Annotated in this window: 18 protein-coding genes; 6 read left to right on the top strand and 12 right to left on the bottom strand. The window is 71.2% G+C overall.

The window, feature by feature from the left end; all coding sequences use genetic code 11:
- Positions 1–27 precede the first annotated feature (27 nt).
- A complete protein-coding gene (locus ABJI51_RS26505) occupies positions 28–1086 on the bottom strand; it encodes a hypothetical protein (protein ID WP_348952652.1) in 1059 nt (352 codons plus the stop codon).
- A gap of 134 nt (positions 1087–1220) precedes the next feature.
- On the opposite strand from ABJI51_RS26505, the gene ABJI51_RS26510 reads away from it, so the two are divergent.
- Positions 1221–2015, top strand: coding sequence for a DUF2470 domain-containing protein (locus ABJI51_RS26510; protein WP_348952651.1), 795 nt, complete (start codon positions 1221–1223; stop codon positions 2013–2015).
- On the opposite strand, the gene ABJI51_RS26515 is transcribed toward ABJI51_RS26510, so the two are convergent.
- Complete coding sequence (locus tag ABJI51_RS26515; RefSeq protein WP_348952649.1) at positions 2007–2468, bottom strand: PPOX class F420-dependent oxidoreductase; 462 nt, start codon at positions 2466–2468, stop codon at positions 2007–2009. The genes ABJI51_RS26510 and ABJI51_RS26515 overlap by 9 nt on opposite strands.
- Positions 2469–2490: 22 nt before the next feature.
- On the opposite strand from ABJI51_RS26515, the gene ABJI51_RS26520 reads away from it, so the two are divergent.
- The 3 genes from ABJI51_RS26520 (at position 2491) to ABJI51_RS26530 (ending at position 5234) form a co-directional block, all read left to right on the top strand.
- A complete protein-coding gene (locus ABJI51_RS26520; RefSeq protein ID WP_348952648.1) occupies positions 2491–3303 on the top strand; it encodes a CPBP family intramembrane glutamic endopeptidase in 813 nt (270 codons plus the stop codon).
- Between the two features lie 40 nt (positions 3304–3343).
- The gene (locus ABJI51_RS26525; protein WP_348953039.1) at positions 3344–4531 is read left to right on the top strand and encodes an arginine deiminase; all 1188 of its coding nucleotides are present in this window, start codon (positions 3344–3346) and stop codon (positions 4529–4531) included.
- 148 nt (positions 4532–4679) lie between these two features.
- Positions 4680–5234 (top strand): ferritin, encoded by a 555-nt coding sequence (locus ABJI51_RS26530; protein ID WP_348952647.1) that lies wholly within the window; start codon positions 4680–4682, stop codon positions 5232–5234.
- A 72-nt stretch (positions 5235–5306) separates the two neighbouring features.
- Here the strand turns inward: ABJI51_RS26530 and ABJI51_RS26535 are convergent, their stop codons facing one another.
- From ABJI51_RS26535 to ABJI51_RS26550, 4 genes are all read right to left on the bottom strand, one after another.
- Positions 5307–6134 carry a hypothetical protein gene (locus ABJI51_RS26535; protein ID WP_348952645.1) on the bottom strand — a complete coding sequence of 276 codons (828 nt, stop codon included), beginning with the start codon at positions 6132–6134 and terminating at the stop codon, positions 5307–5309.
- Entirely contained in the window at positions 6131–6637 is a 507-nt protein-coding gene (locus ABJI51_RS26540; RefSeq protein WP_348952644.1) for a SigE family RNA polymerase sigma factor, read from the bottom strand. The genes ABJI51_RS26535 and ABJI51_RS26540 overlap by 4 nt, the downstream gene beginning before the upstream one ends.
- 211 nt (positions 6638–6848) lie before the next feature.
- Positions 6849–7202 carry a DUF952 domain-containing protein gene (locus tag ABJI51_RS26545; protein ID WP_348952642.1) on the bottom strand — a complete coding sequence of 118 codons (354 nt, stop codon included), beginning with the start codon at positions 7200–7202 and terminating at the stop codon, positions 6849–6851.
- A gap of 102 nt (positions 7203–7304) precedes the next feature.
- Positions 7305–8186, bottom strand: coding sequence for a DUF5926 family protein (locus ABJI51_RS26550; RefSeq protein WP_348952640.1), 882 nt, complete (start codon positions 8184–8186; stop codon positions 7305–7307).
- Positions 8187–8294: 108 nt separating this feature from the next.
- On the opposite strand from ABJI51_RS26550, the gene ABJI51_RS26555 reads away from it, so the two are divergent.
- Positions 8295–9461, top strand: a complete 1167-nt coding sequence (locus ABJI51_RS26555) for a cytochrome P450 (protein ID WP_348952638.1) — start codon at positions 8295–8297, stop codon at positions 9459–9461.
- A 19-nt stretch (positions 9462–9480) separates the two neighbouring features.
- Here the strand turns inward: ABJI51_RS26555 and mca are convergent, their stop codons facing one another.
- Both mca and ABJI51_RS26565 read right to left on the bottom strand, forming a co-directional pair.
- The gene (mca, locus tag ABJI51_RS26560) at positions 9481–10320 is read right to left on the bottom strand and encodes a mycothiol conjugate amidase Mca (protein WP_348952637.1); all 840 of its coding nucleotides are present in this window, start codon (positions 10318–10320) and stop codon (positions 9481–9483) included.
- Positions 10317–11672, bottom strand: a complete 1356-nt coding sequence (locus ABJI51_RS26565) for a DHA2 family efflux MFS transporter permease subunit (RefSeq protein ID WP_348952636.1) — start codon at positions 11670–11672, stop codon at positions 10317–10319. The genes mca and ABJI51_RS26565 overlap by 4 nt, the downstream gene beginning before the upstream one ends.
- 95 nt (positions 11673–11767) lie before the next feature.
- On the opposite strand from ABJI51_RS26565, the gene ABJI51_RS26570 reads away from it, so the two are divergent.
- Positions 11768–12364, top strand: coding sequence for a TetR/AcrR family transcriptional regulator (locus ABJI51_RS26570; RefSeq protein ID WP_348952635.1), 597 nt, complete (start codon positions 11768–11770; stop codon positions 12362–12364).
- Here the strand turns inward: ABJI51_RS26570 and ABJI51_RS26575 are convergent.
- From ABJI51_RS26575 to ABJI51_RS26590, 4 genes are read right to left on the bottom strand one after another with little or no spacing between them, the layout of a single operon-like run.
- Complete coding sequence (locus ABJI51_RS26575; protein WP_348952634.1) at positions 12361–13389, bottom strand: DUF4328 domain-containing protein; 1029 nt, start codon at positions 13387–13389, stop codon at positions 12361–12363. The two genes, ABJI51_RS26570 and ABJI51_RS26575, sit on opposite strands and share 4 nt — an antisense overlap.
- A 2-nt stretch (positions 13390–13391) precedes the next feature.
- Positions 13392–13751 (bottom strand): rhodanese-like domain-containing protein, encoded by a 360-nt coding sequence (locus ABJI51_RS26580; protein ID WP_348952633.1) that lies wholly within the window; start codon positions 13749–13751, stop codon positions 13392–13394.
- A 39-nt stretch (positions 13752–13790) separates the two neighbouring features.
- Positions 13791–15419 (bottom strand): solute symporter family protein, encoded by a 1629-nt coding sequence (locus ABJI51_RS26585; RefSeq protein ID WP_348952632.1) that lies wholly within the window; start codon positions 15417–15419, stop codon positions 13791–13793.
- The gene (locus ABJI51_RS26590) at positions 15416–15742 is read right to left on the bottom strand and encodes a DUF485 domain-containing protein (protein ID WP_348952630.1); all 327 of its coding nucleotides are present in this window, start codon (positions 15740–15742) and stop codon (positions 15416–15418) included. The genes ABJI51_RS26585 and ABJI51_RS26590 overlap by 4 nt, the downstream gene beginning before the upstream one ends.
- Positions 15743–15855: the final 113 nt, after the last annotated feature.

The raw sequence follows: 15855 nt of genomic DNA on the forward strand, positions 1-15855 counted from the left end.
CCCGCGCGTGGCGGCCGGGTGGGCCGCTCAGCCCAGCCAGACCGTGCCCAGCACCGGGTAGCCCGGCAGCCCCGTCGTCGCCGCGCCGCGGCGGGGGACTCCCGCGATCCACAGGCGGCCCGTCGCCGCGATGTTGGCCGCCATCGAGGGGTCCGCCTTGGGCAGGCGGAAGCCGACCACCGTGCCGTCGGCCAGCATGGTCAGGCCGCTCAGCCGGGCCGAGCCGCGGCGGCCCATGCGGACCGGGCCGTCCGGGACCGCGCGGAGTTCCGTCCAGTGGTCCGCCGGGAGCGGGCGCGTGTGGGCGAGCGCACGGGCCGCCGTGGCCAGCGCGCCCAGCAGGGCGCCCGCCGCGAACGTCCACGCGACCCAGCCCGTCGGCGGGAAGTCGTGCCGCACCCAGATCGCGAACGCGGCAAGGACCAGCAGGAACGCCGACGTCCGGCGCAGTTCGCGGGCGATCTGACGGCGGTGGGCGGCCAGCACCGGGTCGAGCCGCGGCGACGCCGATCCGGCCGGCGCGGGCAGCGGCGCCGCTCCTGCCGGAGGCGCGTCGTGGATGCGGGCGCGGCGGACCCGCACCAGGCCGGGAAAGCCGGCGAACACCTTCGCACCGCGGCCCAGCAGCCAGATCCGGCGGTGCCCGGCCAGCAGCAGCCGGTACGCCTCGCCGAGCCGGACGTGCAGCCAGCGGCCGTCGGGCAGGCGGACACCGACCGTGCGGCCCGCCGCGACCAGGCCGTCGGCGGCGATGTCCACCAGCCGGAACGCCTCCCGCTTCAGCCGCGTTTCGGGCACCCGGACGTACGCGCGGTAGAGCCACCACGCCTCGGCCGAACCGGCCAGTGCGATCGTGCCGACCGACAACGCCACGCCCGTGCCGGTGAAGAACTGGGCGGCGCCGAACACCAGGAACAGCCAGGTCAGCAGCCGCCGGTCGGCCGTGGCCCTGCCGAGCCGGTCGAGGTACTCGCCGAAGATCGGCAGTGCCCCCGACGGCATGGCGGGGTCGAGCTCGAACGCGCGCACGCGTTCGGGCACCGGGACGATCTCCACGCGGGCCCCCACCGGGTCGGTCTTGGTCATCCGCTTTTCGACGAATTGCACACCGGCGTTACCGGGATGCCCCGCTCAGCGAAGCGACGTGACGGTCGCCGCAATCGGGCGACTACCCAGATCCCGCGGATTCAGGTTAGGCTCACCTAAGTAGGAGGTGAGCCGTGACCGAGGCACCCGCATCCATCCGCCGCCCGCCGGCACCGAACCCCGCCGAGCGAGCCAAGACGATCGCGACCCGCAACGGGCCCGCGTCGCTGATGCCCACCTGCGACCGCGCGAACCTCGACGGCGAGCGGGTCGTGCCCCTCCTGCACCACGTCCACCACAGCGGCAGCGTCAGCGTGCTGCTGCCCGACGACCACCCGCTGGTCCACGCGGCGAAACAGACCCAGCGCGGCGAACTCGCCGTGATGGTCGAACTGGCCGACCAGGCGCCGGTCGACCTGCGGGAACCGATCCGCGGCCTGCTGTGGATCACCGGCTGGCTGCGCCCGCTCTCGCCGGTGTCGGCCCGCGCGCGGGCGGTCGCGATCGCCGAGACGCGGCCCGACGAGCGGCTGCTCGACGTCGGCCACGGCGTCACGATGCTGCGGCTCACGCCCGCGTCCCTGGTGCTCGCCGACGCCGAAGGCACGCACTCGCTGCGCCCGCACATGTTCAGTGCCGCGCCACCCGACCCGTTCCACGACTACGAGGCGCAGTGGCTGCGGCACCTGGAGAGCCACCACGCCGACGTCGTCGAGCAGCTGGCGAAGCACCTGCCCGCCCAGCTGCGCGGCGGCCGGATCCGCCCGCTCGGGCTCGACCGGTTCGGGCTGCGCCTGCGCGTGGAGTCCGAGGCGGGCGACCACGACGTCCGGCTGGCGTTCTCGCGGTCGGTCGAGAGCCCGCCGCAGCTCGCGGCGGAGCTGCGGCGGCTGGTCGGCTGCCCGTTCCTGCGCGGCGCGTCAGGCTAGTTCGGCGGGGAAGCCGCCCTTCGCGACCGGGCCCCAGCTCTCGATCGTGACGCGGATGATGCTCTTGCCCTGCTTGACCATGGCTTCGCGGTATTCGTCCCAGTCCGGGTGTTCGCCCGAAATGCTGCGGAAGTACTCCACGAGCGGCTCGACCGAGTCCGGGACGTCGATCACCTCGGCGGTGCCGTTGATCTGGACCCACTGGTCGTTCCACTCGTCGGACAGCACACAGGCCGAGACCTTCGGGTTGCGCTTGATGTTCACGACCTTCGCGCGCTTCGGGTAGGTCGACACGACGAGCCTGCCCTCGCCGTCGACGCCGCAGGTCACCGGCGACAGCTGCGGGCCGCCGTCGGCCTTGGTGGTCAGCAGGATCGCGCGGTGGCGGGTGGACAGGAACTCGACCAGCGTGGCGCGGTCGACGGTTTCGTTGGTGGCGATGCTCCTCGGCATACCCCGAAGGTAGCGTGCGCCCATGACGTTCACCGCGCGATCGTGGCTGGCGCCGTCCCGCCCGGAGTTCCCCGGCACGGTCGAGGACCCGGCCGAACGCCGGGCGATCAAGCTGGAGCTGCTGATCGTCTTCGGGATCACGCTCGGCCTGTCCGGCGTGCGCAGCCTGCTGTCCCTTGTGGACTCGCTGCTGCAGCCGGTGCCGCTGGCCCAGCAGCAGGCCCAGCTGAACGTCCCGCAGGCCGCGGCGAGCCTGATCGACCTGCTCAAGCAGCTGCTGTCGGCCGCCCAGCTGGTCGGCTGGGGCGCGCTCGGGCTGTACCTGCTGTGGCGCGCGGGCATCAAGGGCGCGCAGCTGGGCCTGGACCGCCGGTCGCCGGGGCGCGACACGCTGCTGACGCTCCTGCTCGCCGCGCTGATCGGGATCCCCGGACTGGCGCTGTACTTCGTCTCCTACCACCTGGGGTTCAGCCTGGCGGTGCAACCGTCCACTTTGGGCGACACGTGGTGGCGGCCGATCTCGCTGACGCTCTCGGCGTTCGGCAACGCCTTCGCCGAGGAAGTCCTGGTCGTCGGCTATCTCTTGACGCGGCTGCGGCAGCTCGGCGTCCGGGAGAACACCGCCGTGTTCGGTGCCGCGGTGCTACGCGGGTCCTACCACCTGTACCAGGGGTTCGGCGGGTTCGTGGGGAACTTCGTGATGGGGCTGGTGTTCGGGCGGCTGTGGCAGAAGACGAACCGGCTGTGGCCGCTGGTCGCCGCCCACACGCTGTTCGACTTCGTGTCGTTCGTCGGATATTCGCTGCTCAAGGGTCACGTTTCCTGGTTGCCCTGAGTAGGCTCGGCGGGTGATCGACGAAACGACACCTCCCCGGGTGGACAGCGAAGTCGGACCCCTGCGCGCGGTGCTGCTGCACCGGCCCGGCAACGAGCTCAAAAGGCTGACGCCCCGCAACAACGACCAGCTCCTATTCGACTCGATCCCGTGGGTCGACCGGGCACAGGCCGAGCACGACGCGTTCGCCGAAGTGCTGCGCAGCCGCGGCGTCGACGTCCTGCTGCTGGCCGACGCGCTCCGCACGGCGCTGGAGGACGACCGCGCCCACGCGGCGGGCGTGCACGCGGCGGTCGACGACCGGCGGCTCGGCGGCGACCTCGCCGACTCGCTGCGGTCGCACCTGTCGAGCGTCGACGCCGCGGGCCTCGCCGAGGTGCTGATGGCCGGGATGACGTTCGAGGAGCTGCCGTCGTCGGAAGGCGCGTCGCTCGTGCGGATGATGAACCACCCGCACGACTTCGCCGTCGACCCGCTGCCGAACCTGCTGTTCACCCGCGACTCGTCGGTGTGGATCGCCGACCGGGTGGCGATTTCGTCGCTGACCATGCCCGCGCGCCGCCGCGAAACCGCGGTCCTCGACCTGATCTACGCCTACCACCCGCAGTTCCGCCACGCGGCCCGCGCGTACGGCGCGCATTCGGCGCCGATCGAGGGCGGCGACGTCATGCTGCTGGCGCCGGGCGTGCTCGCCATCGGCGTCGGCGAGCGCACGACGGCGGCAGGCGCGGAGTCCCTGGCGCGGTCGGTGTTCGCCGACGGCATCGCGCACACCGTGCTGGCGGTGCCGATCGAGCAGTCCCGCGCGACCATGCACCTGGACACCGTGTGCACGATGGTCGACGCCGACGCGGTGGTGATGTACCCGCTCGCCCGCGACTCGCTGACGGCGTTCACGCTGCGCCCGACCGGCGACGGCGGCGTGAAGGTGGCCGGCCCGGCGCCGTTCCTGACGGCCGCGGCCGAGGCGATGGAGATCGACCGGCTGCGCGTCATCGACACCGGCCTCGACCCGGTGACCGCCGAGCGCGAGCAGTGGGACGACGGCAACAACACGCTCGCCCTGGCCCCGGGCGTCGTCGTCGGCTACGAGCGGAACGTCGAGACGAACGAGCGGCTGGAGGCGGCAGGCATCGAGGTGCTGCCGATCGCCGGGTCCGAGCTGGGCTCCGGCCGGGGCGGGCCGCGGTGCATGTCCTGCCCGGTACGGCGCGATCCACTGCGGTAAATGAAGTAAGCCTTCCCTAAAATTGCCCGGCAATTTAGGGAAGGCTTACTTAAATAAGGTGAGTCTTCTTTAGGAATGGTAACCCTAATAGGGGGCAGATCACCAGTCCGAAGTGGAAAACAATCGATCACTGACGTACGGTGGTGCCATGGCCCTCACGAAGAAGAAAGAACCGCGCTCCAAGTTCTACGAACTGCTGCAGGCGCAGATCCACAACGAGTTCAACGCGTCCCAGCAGTACATCGCGCTCGCGGTGTGGTTCGACGCCGAGGACCTGCCGCAGCTGGCGAAGCACTTCTACAAGCAGTCCGTCGAAGAGCGCAACCACGCGATGGCGCTCGTGCAGTACATGCTCGACCGCGACCACCACGTCGAAATCCCGGGCACCGGGGAGGTGCGCAACGACTTCTCCAGCGTCACCGAACTCATCGAGCTCGCGCTGAACCAGGAGAAGGAGGTCGCCGCCGACATCTCCGCGATGGCCAAGGCCGCGCGCGCCGAAGAGGACTACATCAGCGAGCAGTTCGTGCAGTGGTTCCTCAAGGAACAGGTCGAAGAGATCTCCCAGATGAACACGCTGCTGAACGTCGTCAAGCGCGCGAACGGCAACCTGTTCGAGGTCGAGAACCACCTGTACCGCGAGTCCGTCGGCGACGGCGGCACCGACTCGCAGATGCCGCCGGTGGCCGGCGGGAAGCTCTGAGCTTCACGCAGCGACGAAAAAGCCGGGCTCTCCCCCTGTGGACAGCCCGGCTTTTCGCATGCGGCCGGCCGGTCAGCCGGCGCAGTCCTGGGTGATGCTGGCGAGCGTCGTCTGGACGACTCCGCTCTCCCCGAGCCGGAAGCTGTAGGTGGCGCTTTCGCTCGCCGGGGCGACGACGCCGTTGGGGTCTTGCTTGGCCGTCGGGTAGGCGGCGAGCACCTGCTCCTTGGTCGACCCGACGCCGACCCCTTCGGCGGTGTGCGCGGGCCCGTCCGGGCTGACGGTGACGACGCCGACGGACTTCGAGATGACGACGGTCGCGGGGGCGGGTACGCCGGCGCCCTGCGCCTGGTAGATGGTGCAGGCCGGGGTGGCCGTGGTCTCGGTGAGCGTGACGACCTGGGCGGCGTCGGCCTGCGACATGCCGAGCTTGAGCTTGCCGAAGCCGTCGGCCGCGAGCAGGGGCCCGGTGGTCACGTCCGGCAGCCGGGACGGCTGGGCGGCGGACGGCGGCCGCGACGGCTTCGACGCCGGCGCCCCGGGCGGCACGGAACCGGCCATGCTCTGGGTGCCGGTCGGGCCCGGCGTCGACGGCGAGGGCTGCGGGGTACGGCCGGGGGTGAGGTTCTCGGGTGGTGCGACGCCGAGGGTGCCGCCGTCGGCGGACATCACCGCGGTGCTGTCTTCGGTGTGGAGCCGGAGCATCGCCAGCCCACCCGCGACGACCACGGCGGCCGCGGCGACACCCGTCACGGCCTGCACGGCGTGGCGGCGACGGCGGCGCCGTCGCGCGCCCGCCACGATGACCGGGGCGGCGCCGGACGGCGGCGGCAGGTCGAGACGCTCGTCGGCGAACAGTTCACGCAGGCGCTGTTCCAGCTCCTCCTCGGAGATGTTCAACCCGCATCACTCCCTTCGCCTTCGGCCGGTTGCAGCTTCATCCGCAGCGAGGCGATCGCCTTGCTGGCCTGGCTCTTCACCGTGCCCTGCGTGACGCCGAGGGCACTGGCGATTTCCGCTTCGGAGAGGCCTTCGTAGTAACGCAGCACCATGACCGCACGTTGTCTCGGCGGCAGAGTTCGTAACGCGCGCCACAGCGGCTCGTGCTCGAACGGGTCCGCAGGCACGTGCGGGCTGGTGTCCGGCAGGTCGGCCACCAGGTTCTCGCGCCGCGTCCGCCGCCAGCGGCTGACGTGCGCGTTCGCCATCGACCGGCGGACGTAGGCCAGCGGGTCGCCGGTCTTCTCGTGCACGTACGTCCAGCGCGAACCGATCTTCTCCAGCACGGTCTGCACCAGGTCCGCCGCGTCGTGCGGGTTGCCGGTGAGCGCGTGGCCGTACCGCAGCAAGCCGGGCAAGGTCGCCTGCACGAAAGCACCGAAGTCGGCAAGCTCAGCCGGCAACGTCGCGGCCCTCCCTCGGCCTGCGCTGGTCACCCAGGTATCTCCCCCGGTGAAGACGGGTGCCGCAGCGGTCACCGTATCGCCTCCCATCGGGGTCGGGTAGCCGGAAGCCGAGTCGCTTTCCTCCCCAACACGCATCAGATCCCCCTCAGGTTGCCCGCATACCCGGCCGGATTTTTCGGAGATCGGGCCGGGTGACGAGTTGCCCACCTCAGCGGCGGGCGAGCGAGTCCGGCAGGCGGAAGCCGCCGCCGTCCACCTCGCGGAATGCGTGCACGCCGACGACCGCTGCCCGCGGGATCGGGCCGTACACGTGCGGAAACCGGATCCCGGCGGGATGCGGCGGCACGCCGTCCTCCCACCGGACCGGTGCCCCGGTCTTCGCCGGGTCGATCTCGAGCAGCACCAGATCGGTGCGCCCCCGGTAGAACTCGTCGGCAGGCAGGTGTGCCGTGCCGAAGTCGGAGCAGTGGACGAACCCGGTTTCCGCCAGTGACGGCGGCCGGTATTCGCCGCCTTCCCCCACCTCGGCCCAGTCGGCCGCCCCGCAGATGTGAAGTATCACGCCGAGAATCGTCCCACCGGCGCGATCCGCCGTCGGTGTCTCTTGCGCCACATAATGCCTGGTTGAACGCTCACCGAGTCGGCCGGACCCGGTGACGGAGGCTCAGCGCAGGGTGAGCTGACGACCGATGAGGCCGTCCCGCGCCCGCCGCTCGGCGGCGTTCAGCGGCTCGTCGTCGAGCGACTTCAGTGCCGTCTCGAGACGGGCGCCGAGGGCGTCCTTCGCGTCCGCCCACTCGCGGGCGTGCGCCTCGGGGTCGAGGTCCCAGACCGGCACGAGCAGGCCGTGCGCCCGGAACGAACCCGCGTAGCGCGAGCCCTCCCCGAGCCCCAGCTCCCCGGCGGCTGACAGCCGCGCCAGCGCCTGGAGCAGCAGGTTCTCCGGCTCCGGCCGCACCCAGCGCAGGTGCGCCTTCTCGCCGGCGAGGACCCAGTAGGCCCCCGAGCCGAGCCGTTCGGTGGGCATGATGGCGGCGTTCGCGCGTTCGAGCGACACGGCGACGTCCCCGGTCGCGTCCGCGTCCTCGGGCAGCCACCAGGCGAAGTCGCTGTGCAGCGTGACGTCGAGTTCGGCGCCGGGCTCCAGCAGGTCCTGCAGGCGGGCGTGCTCGTCGGCGGACGGCGGGGTCGTGGTGTCCGGCACGCCGAGGACGTCGCCCTCCTTGGCGTCCAGCAGCCACTTCAGCGACCGGCCGAGGTCACGGCTGATGTCGGAGGACCGCGTCTGCACCTGAAGGCCGAGGTAGCGCTCCCCGTCCGAGCGGACGAACGCGGCGGCGGCCATCGGCAGCACGGTGCCGAGGGTGACGTCCCCGCCGTCGGCGAGGGTCAGCTTGGCGGTCGCGGAGGGCACGAACTCGCGCAGCGCGATCAGCTCGGGCTCCGCGGCCAGGCCTTCGAACGGCTGGCCGACGAAGACGTCGCGCACCTTCGGCTTGCGGTCCGACGCCTGCTTGGGACCCTTCTTGCGCGCGCCCTTGCCCACTGCTGCCTCCTCTGCCTCGGCTTGGAACGCTATCGAAGGGCTGGTCCCGGCACGTGTCCGGCCCCCGCGATCCGGGGTTCCCGAGCCCGCCGGAGCTAGAGTCGGCGGGTGTTCGACCCTGCCGATCCGGCCTTCATCGAGAACCCGTACCCGTTCTTCGCCGACCTCCGCGAGCGCGGCGAAGTCCACCGGCACGACGGGCTGGGCATCGCCGTCGCGGTGTCGCACGCGGCGTGTTCGGCGGTGCTCAGGCACCGCGGCCTCGGCCGCATCTGGACCGACGCCCAGCCTGCCGAGCGCTTCGCGGCCTTCAACCTGCTGCACCGCAACTCGCTGCTGGAGAACGAACCCCCGGCCCACACGCGCCTGCGCCGCCTGATCGCGGGCGCGTTCGGCCGCGGCCACGTCCAGCGGCTGCGCCCGATGGTGGCCACGCTCGCCGACCGGATGGTCGACGACCTGGCGGCCGCGATCGCCGCGGACGGCAGCGCCGACCTCCTGGAGCACCTGGCCCAGCCGCTGCCGGTCGCGGTGATCGCCGAGCTGCTGGGCGTCCCCGCCACCGACGGCCCGCGGATGGTCGAGCTGTCCAACGCGATCGTCAAGATGTACGAGTACGGCCTGCCCGAGGAGGGCCGCGACGCGGCCGAGCGCGCCTCCGCCGAGTTCGTGGCCTACGTCCGTTCGGTGGCGCAGGCCCGGGCTTCGGCCCCGGGCGACGACATCATCAGCGACCTCCTCCGCAGCGAGCTGACCCCGGACGAGCTGGTCGCCACGGCGGTGCTGCTGCTGATGGCCGGCCACGAAGCAACGGTCAACGTGCTCGGCAACGGCGTCACGGCACTGCTCACGCACCGCGACCAGTGGGAGCGCCTGCTGGCCTCACCATCCCTCCTGGATTCGTGTGTGGAGGAACTGATCCGGTTCGACGCGCCCCTGCAGCTGTTCGAGCGGACGGCAACCGAAGACGTGACGATCGCCGGATTCACCGTGCCGCAAGGACAGAAGATCGGCGCACTGCTCGGAGCCGCCGCCCGCGACCCGAAGGTGTTCGACGCCCCGGACCGCCTGGACATCGGCCGCACGCCGAACGCCCACCTGGGGTTCGGGCTGGGCATTCACTACTGCGTGGGTGCTCCTCTCGCGCGGGTGGAGATCGCGGCCGCGGTGAGTGCGCTGGCGGCGAAGCTGCCGGGGCTGCAGTTGGCGGAGCCGCCTCGGCGGCGGCCGGAGTTCGTGATCAGGGGGTTGCAGGAGCTTCGGGTCACGGTGTGACTCCTTTCGCGGAATCCGGTCATGGCTTTACTCCCTCGAACAGGTCGTCTTCCGGTTCGGGGCCTGGCTTCGGGTAGGCCAGGTGGTAGTCCTCGTAGGGCCAGACCTTCCGCTCGATCTCGCGTGAGTGCGCGAAGAACGGGTGGGCTGGGTCGACCTGGGTGGCGTGGGCCAGGAGGGCCTGGTCGCGGGTGGCGAAGTATTCCTCGCAGCGGATTCTCGTCGTGACCGGCAGTTCGTCCTCGGCGGGCAGTTCGGCCAGGACGTCGCCCATGGCGGAGTCGAGGCCTGCGGCCAAAGTTGCGTCGTGGATGGCCTGGAACCACGATCGGCTCAGGACCGCTTGGTAGTACAGCTTTTGCGGACGCCACGGCGTGCCGGAGTAGCGCGTGGGGTCGGCGGCCGCCGAGAAGGCCTCCACTGTCACCTCGTGGGTGCGGATGTGGTCCGGGTGGGGGTAGCCGCCCGTTTCGTCGTAGGTGATCACCACGTGGGGACGGAACTCGCGGATCAGGGCGACCAGCGGGGCTGCCGCTTCCTCCAGCGGCAGCGTGGCGAAGCTGCCTTCGGGCAGTGGCTCGCCCTCGGCCGGGAGGCCGGAGTCGGTGAAGCCGAGGAAGCGTTGGCGGATGCCCAGGATTTGGGCCGCCGCCGCCATTTCGCGGCGCCGGATCTGCGGGAGATTGGCCCGGATTTCCGGGGTGTCGAGGGCCGGGTTCAGGATGTCGCCGCGTTCGCCGCCCGTGCAGGTGGCCACGAGGACGTCGACGCCTTCGGCCGCGTAGCGGGCCAACGTCGCTGCGCCCTTGCTGGACTCGTCGTCGGGGTGGGCGTGGACGCTCAACAGGCGGAGGGTCAACGGGACTCCTTCAAGGATCGGGACGGGAAGAACGCTGCCGGGATCAGGGTCAGCGCGGAGAGGGCCAGAGCCCACGTGAACGTCGTACCGAAGGCTGCCGGGGGCGGTGACGTCGTCAGCGCGTGGTGGAGGACCGCCGCCAGCAGGGCCGTGCCCAGGGAACCGCCGATGCGGTTGACCACGTTGAACGCGCTCGCCGCCCGGGGGATGCGGGTGCGCTCCAGGCTGCCGTACAGCGTTGTCATGCCCGGAGCCGTGGCCGCGCCCAGGCCTGCGCCGCGGATCAGCAGGGACAGCGTCAGCCAAGCGCCGCCCGGGGCCGAACCCAGCTGGGTGAACGCAATCGTGCCCAGCAGGGACAGGGCGATTCCGGCCAGCATCATCCGGCGCGGGCCGAAGCGGGACAGCAGGCGGCCGCCCAGCAGCATCACCGCCGCCGAGCCCAAAGCCTGGGGTGCCAGGAGGAGCCCCGCGCGCAACGCGCTCGCCTGCTCGACCTGCTGGTAGTAGAGCGGGAGCACCAGCATCGAGCTGTACAGCGACGCCCCCAGCAGGAACGTGCTGCCGCTCGCCACCGCGAAACCCCGGTTCCGGAACAACGTCAGGTCCAGCACCGGCGACGGCGTCCGCGCCGCGTGGACGCCGTAGGCCGCCAGCAACACCGCCCCGGCGATCGCCGCCCAGGCCACGCCTTCCGACAGGCCGTACACCAGCGCCGCGAGCCCGGGCGAGAGCAGCGCGATGCCGACGACGTCGAGGGGCGCCCGGACGCCGTCCGGAGGCGGTGCCGGGAGGAGCCGGCAGGCCAGCACGAACGTCGCCACGCCCAGCGGGACGATGCCGAAGAACATCCAGCGCCAGCCCAGGTCCGCGACCAGTGCGCCGCCGAGCATCGGGCCCAGTACCGGGGCCACCGTGGCCGGCAGCGTGACCACGCCGATCATCCGGCCCAGTGCCGGGCCCGCCGCCTGCGCGAACACCGCCTGCCCGACCGGCTGCATCAGCCCGCCGCCCAGGCCGTGGAGCACCCGGAACGCGATCAACGCCGGTGCCGACCACGCGAAGCCGCACAGCAGCGTGCCCGCCGTGAAGAGCGCCACCGCCGTCAGCCACACCGCGCGGCCGCCGAACCGGTCGGCCAGCCAGCCCGACAGCGGAATCGCCGCCGACGCCGCCAGCAGGTACCCGCTCGCCACCCACTGCACCGTGGTCAGCGGGCTGCCCAGGTCACGGGCGATCGAGTCGATCCCGACGGTCACGATCGTCGCATCGAGGATCGACAGCACCGCGCCCATGATCAGGACGCCGCCGAGCCGCCACAGCGCGGCATCCGGACGGAGAGCCGTCGTCATGTCCACCCCCAGTCGTTAGGTCGAACCTCAGATTAGGTCCGACCCAGTGACTAGGTCAAGCACAAACTTGGGTCCGACCCAGTAGAGTGAACGGCATGAGCGAGGGACTCCGGGCCCAGAAGAAGCACGAGACCAGGAAGAACATCTCCGACGTCGCGACGCGGCTGTTCATCCGCGACGGCTTCGAGGACGTGACGATCGCCGAGATCGCCGCCGAGGCGCGCGTGGCCAAGATGACCGTGACGAACCACTTCCCACGCAAGGAAGACCTCGTCTTCGACATCCGCGCGGACTTCACGGCGTGGCCGTCGGAGCTGATCCACGACAGCGTCTTCCACGACACCCGCGAGCTGTACTTCGAGCTGCTCGACGCCCAGCACGCCCTGGTGGGGTTCTCGGGCCGGGGATTCGCCCGGATGATCAAGGAGAGCCCGGTCCTGACCAACGCCCTGCACGAACTGCACCGCGAGCGCGAGGCGAACCTGGCGAACCTGCTGACCGGACGCCACCCCGGCGACGGCCTCCGTCCGGTGCTCGCCGCCGCGCACCTCGCCACGTTGCTGCGGGTGCTGTTCCAGGACGTCTTCGACCGCACGCTGGACGGCCAGCCGCGGAAGGACATCGTGGACGCCGTGTGGCCGGCCGCGGAACAGGCCTTCGACCAGCTCGAACCGGTCTTCGGCGGGTACTAGCGCGCGGCGCCGGCGGGCCGCGAGTTGCGCAGTTCCGGTTCCGGGGCGCCCGTCACCTTCAGCACGCGCATTTCGCGCACGTCCAGGGCGTCGGACGGGACCAGCAGGGCCGAGAACCGCCGCACCACCAGCGCGGTCAGCACGGCGAGGGCGGCCGCGGCCAGGTCGGTCAGTGCGACCAGGACGACGCTGTCCGCCATCGACTGGACGTCGCCGCGGAAGCGCCACACGATCGACGCGGCCAGCAGGATCCAGTTCAGCAGCCAGGCTCCCCACCACACCATGACCTGGCGGGACGGCTTCGGCCGGACGTCGCGTGGGCGGCGCAGGACCGCGTGCTCCAGCTCGCCGGCGATCGACAGCGCCATCGGGAGGTTGGCCACCGGCACGAGGACGCCCACCAGCACCTGCCACAGCGGGCGCGGCGGGTCGTCGCCGGAGGCGTCCGCCGCGGCCTGGCGGGCGACCAGCAGCCACCAGAGCGACAGGCCGGCGGGCAGCAGCGCCAGGATCGAGGCGAGAAGCCCGGACGTCAGCACGAAGCCGTCGGAGAACGCCACCACCGAGCGGGACAGCGCGGAGTCGCGGCCCTGCACGAGCAGCACGTACCGCCAGATCTCCGCGACGGCGGCGACCACGGCGAGGACGGCGAACCCGTAGAGGATGCCGACCAGGCTGCGGCTCAGCACCGGCACGCGGTCGATCGGGCGGATCTCGTCGGACGCCGTGCCGGGCACGGACGTCGGGCGGCGCCACACCAGGTTCGGGAAGCCCCAGCGCGGCGGCACCGGGTACGACGGCGGGCCGAGGTAGCGCTCGGGCACCACGACGCGACGGCGGGGCCACGCGCCGGGCGGCGGGGTCGCCACCCAGCGCAGCTTCGGCCGGTGGACCGGACGGCGGTGGTACGGGTACGGCTCCGGCTGGGCGGCCAGCGTCCGGCCCTGCAGCTGCTGCGCGGTGGGCGGGGGCGTCTGGCGCGGCCAGTACCCAGGAGGGTGGGACGGAGGCTGACCCGGGTGCAAGGCTAGATCACTTCGGGTTCGATGCCGGGGTGCTCGCCGACCATCGGACGGCCTTCGCGCTGCCAGGCACCCATGCCGCCGGCGACGTTCACCGCGTCCCAGCCGCTCTGGTTGAGCCACGCGGCCGCGCGCGCGGACCGGCCGCCGCTGCGGCAGATCACGTGGATCGGCTGGTCGTCGGGCAGGTCGGCCAGCTCGCCGACGCGGGCGGGCAGCTCACCCATCGGGATGTGCACCGCGCCGGGCGCGTGGCCGGCGGCCCATTCGTCGTCTTCGCGGACGTCGAGCAGGACGAGGCCGTCCGTGGGCAGGTCGCGGACCTCGGCGGTCGGCAGTTCAGCAGGGCTCACCACGATCTCCATGCTGCCATGCGGGTGCGTTGCCCGCGCGTGAGGTGGACGTCAGTGAGCCACCGCCTTCTCGGCTCCCGCACCGGTCAGCGCCCGGACCTCCATCTCGGCGAACTTCGCCGCGTTCCGCTCCTTCGACAGGACCGTGCCGAGCCAGCCGAGCAGGAACGCCGCCGGGATCGAGACCAGGCCCGGGTTGTCCAGCGGGAACCAGTGGAAGTCGACCCCCTGGATCATCGACGCGCTCCGGCCCGTCTTCGGGTCCACCGGCTTGCCCGACACTGCGGGCGAGAAGACGATCAGCACGATCGTGACGAGCAGGCCGCCGTAGATCGACCACAGCGCGCCCTGGGTGTTGAACCGCTTCCAGAACAGCGAGTACAGGATCGTCGGCAGGTTCGCCGAGGCCGCGACGGCGAAGGCCAGCGCCACCAGGAACGCCACGTTCTGGCTCTTCGCGAGGATGCCGCCCGCGATGGCCAGCGCGCCGATCACCAGCGCGGTGATCCGGGCGACCCGCACCTCGCCGCCGGTGGAGAGCTGCCCCTTCTTGATGACGTTCGCGTAGACGTCGTGGGCGAAGGACGCCGACGCCGTGATCGTCAGGCCGGCGACCACCGCGAGGATCGTCGCGAACGCGACCGCGGAGATGAACCCGAGCAGCACCGGGCCACCGAGTTCGAGGGCCAGCAGCGGCGCCGCCGCGTTCGTCGTGCCGGGCGCCTTCGCGATCTTGTCGGGCCCGACGATGGCGCCCGCGCCGTAGCCGAGCACCAGGGTGAACAGGTAGAACACGCCGATCAGGACGATGGCCCAGACGACCGACCGCCGGGCGTCGCGCGCCGTCGGCACCGTGTAGAAGCGCATCAGCACGTGCGGCAGGCCCGCCGTGCCGAGGACCAGGGCGATGCCGAGGGACAGGAAGTCGAGCTTGGTCGTGCCGGTCTTGCCGTACTGCTTGCCGGGGTCGAGCAGCGCCGCGCCGGTCTTGCCGCCCTTGTCGACGGCGGCCTGGAACAGGCTGGACAGGTTGAAGCCGTACTTGGCGAGCACCCACAGCGTCATCGCGAACGCGCCGATGATGAGCAGCGCGGCCTTGATGATCTGCACCCACGTGGTGCCCTTCATCCCGCCGATCAGCACGTACAGGATCATGATCACGCCGACGACGGCGATCACGACGTCCTGGCCCGCTTCGCCGGAGATGCCCAGCAGCAGGTTCACCAGGCCGCCGGCGCCGGCCATCTGCGCGAGGAGATAGAAGAACGACACGGCCAGCGTGGAAATCGCCGCGGCCGCGCGGACCGGCGTCTGCTTCATGCGGAACGCCAGGACGTCGCCCATCGTGAACTTGCCGGTGTTGCGCAGCAGTTCCGCGACGAGCAGCAGCGCGACCAGCCAGGCGACCAGGAACCCGATCGAATAGAGGAATCCGTCGTAGCCGTTGACGGCGATCGCGCCCGCGATGCCGAGGAAGGAGGCCGCCGAAAGGTAGTCGCCGGAAATGGCGATGCCGTTCTGCGGGCCGGTGAACGCGCGGCCGGCGGCGTAGTAGTCCGACGCGGTCTTCGTGTTCCGGCTGGCGCGGAACACGATCACCAGCGTGATGACGACGAAGACGAGGAAGATGATGATGTTGAGGGTGGAGTTGCTGCCCTCCACGCCCGCCGCGACGGTCACCGGCCCGGCTCCCCTTCGATGCGCGCGCGGATCTCGTCGGCGACGGGGTCCAGCCTGCGGTTGGCGTAGCGCACGTAGACGCCGGTGATGACGAACGTCGAGACGAACTGCAGCAGGCCGAAGACCAGGCCGACGGTGATGTTGCCGAACAGCTTCGTGCTCATGAAGCCGTGCGCGTAGTCGGCGAGCAGGACGTACAGCAGGTACCAGAGCAGGAACAACGCGGTCATCGGGAAGACGAACACCCGCAGCCTCCGGCGCAGGTCCGTGAATTCGGGACTTCCATGGATCTTCTCCCAGTCGGTCGGCTCGACGCTGCTCACAGCGGATCGCCACCTTCCGTTCTCGTCCGATCGGGCGTCAGCTCTCAAGTAAAAACCCACTGAGAGATTTGCGCACCCTGTCATTTACCAGAACGAGCCTCACCCGATCCGGT

It is taken from the genome of Amycolatopsis melonis, assembly GCF_040064235.1.
Lineage (GTDB): Bacteria > Actinomycetota > Actinomycetes > Mycobacteriales > Pseudonocardiaceae > Amycolatopsis > Amycolatopsis melonis.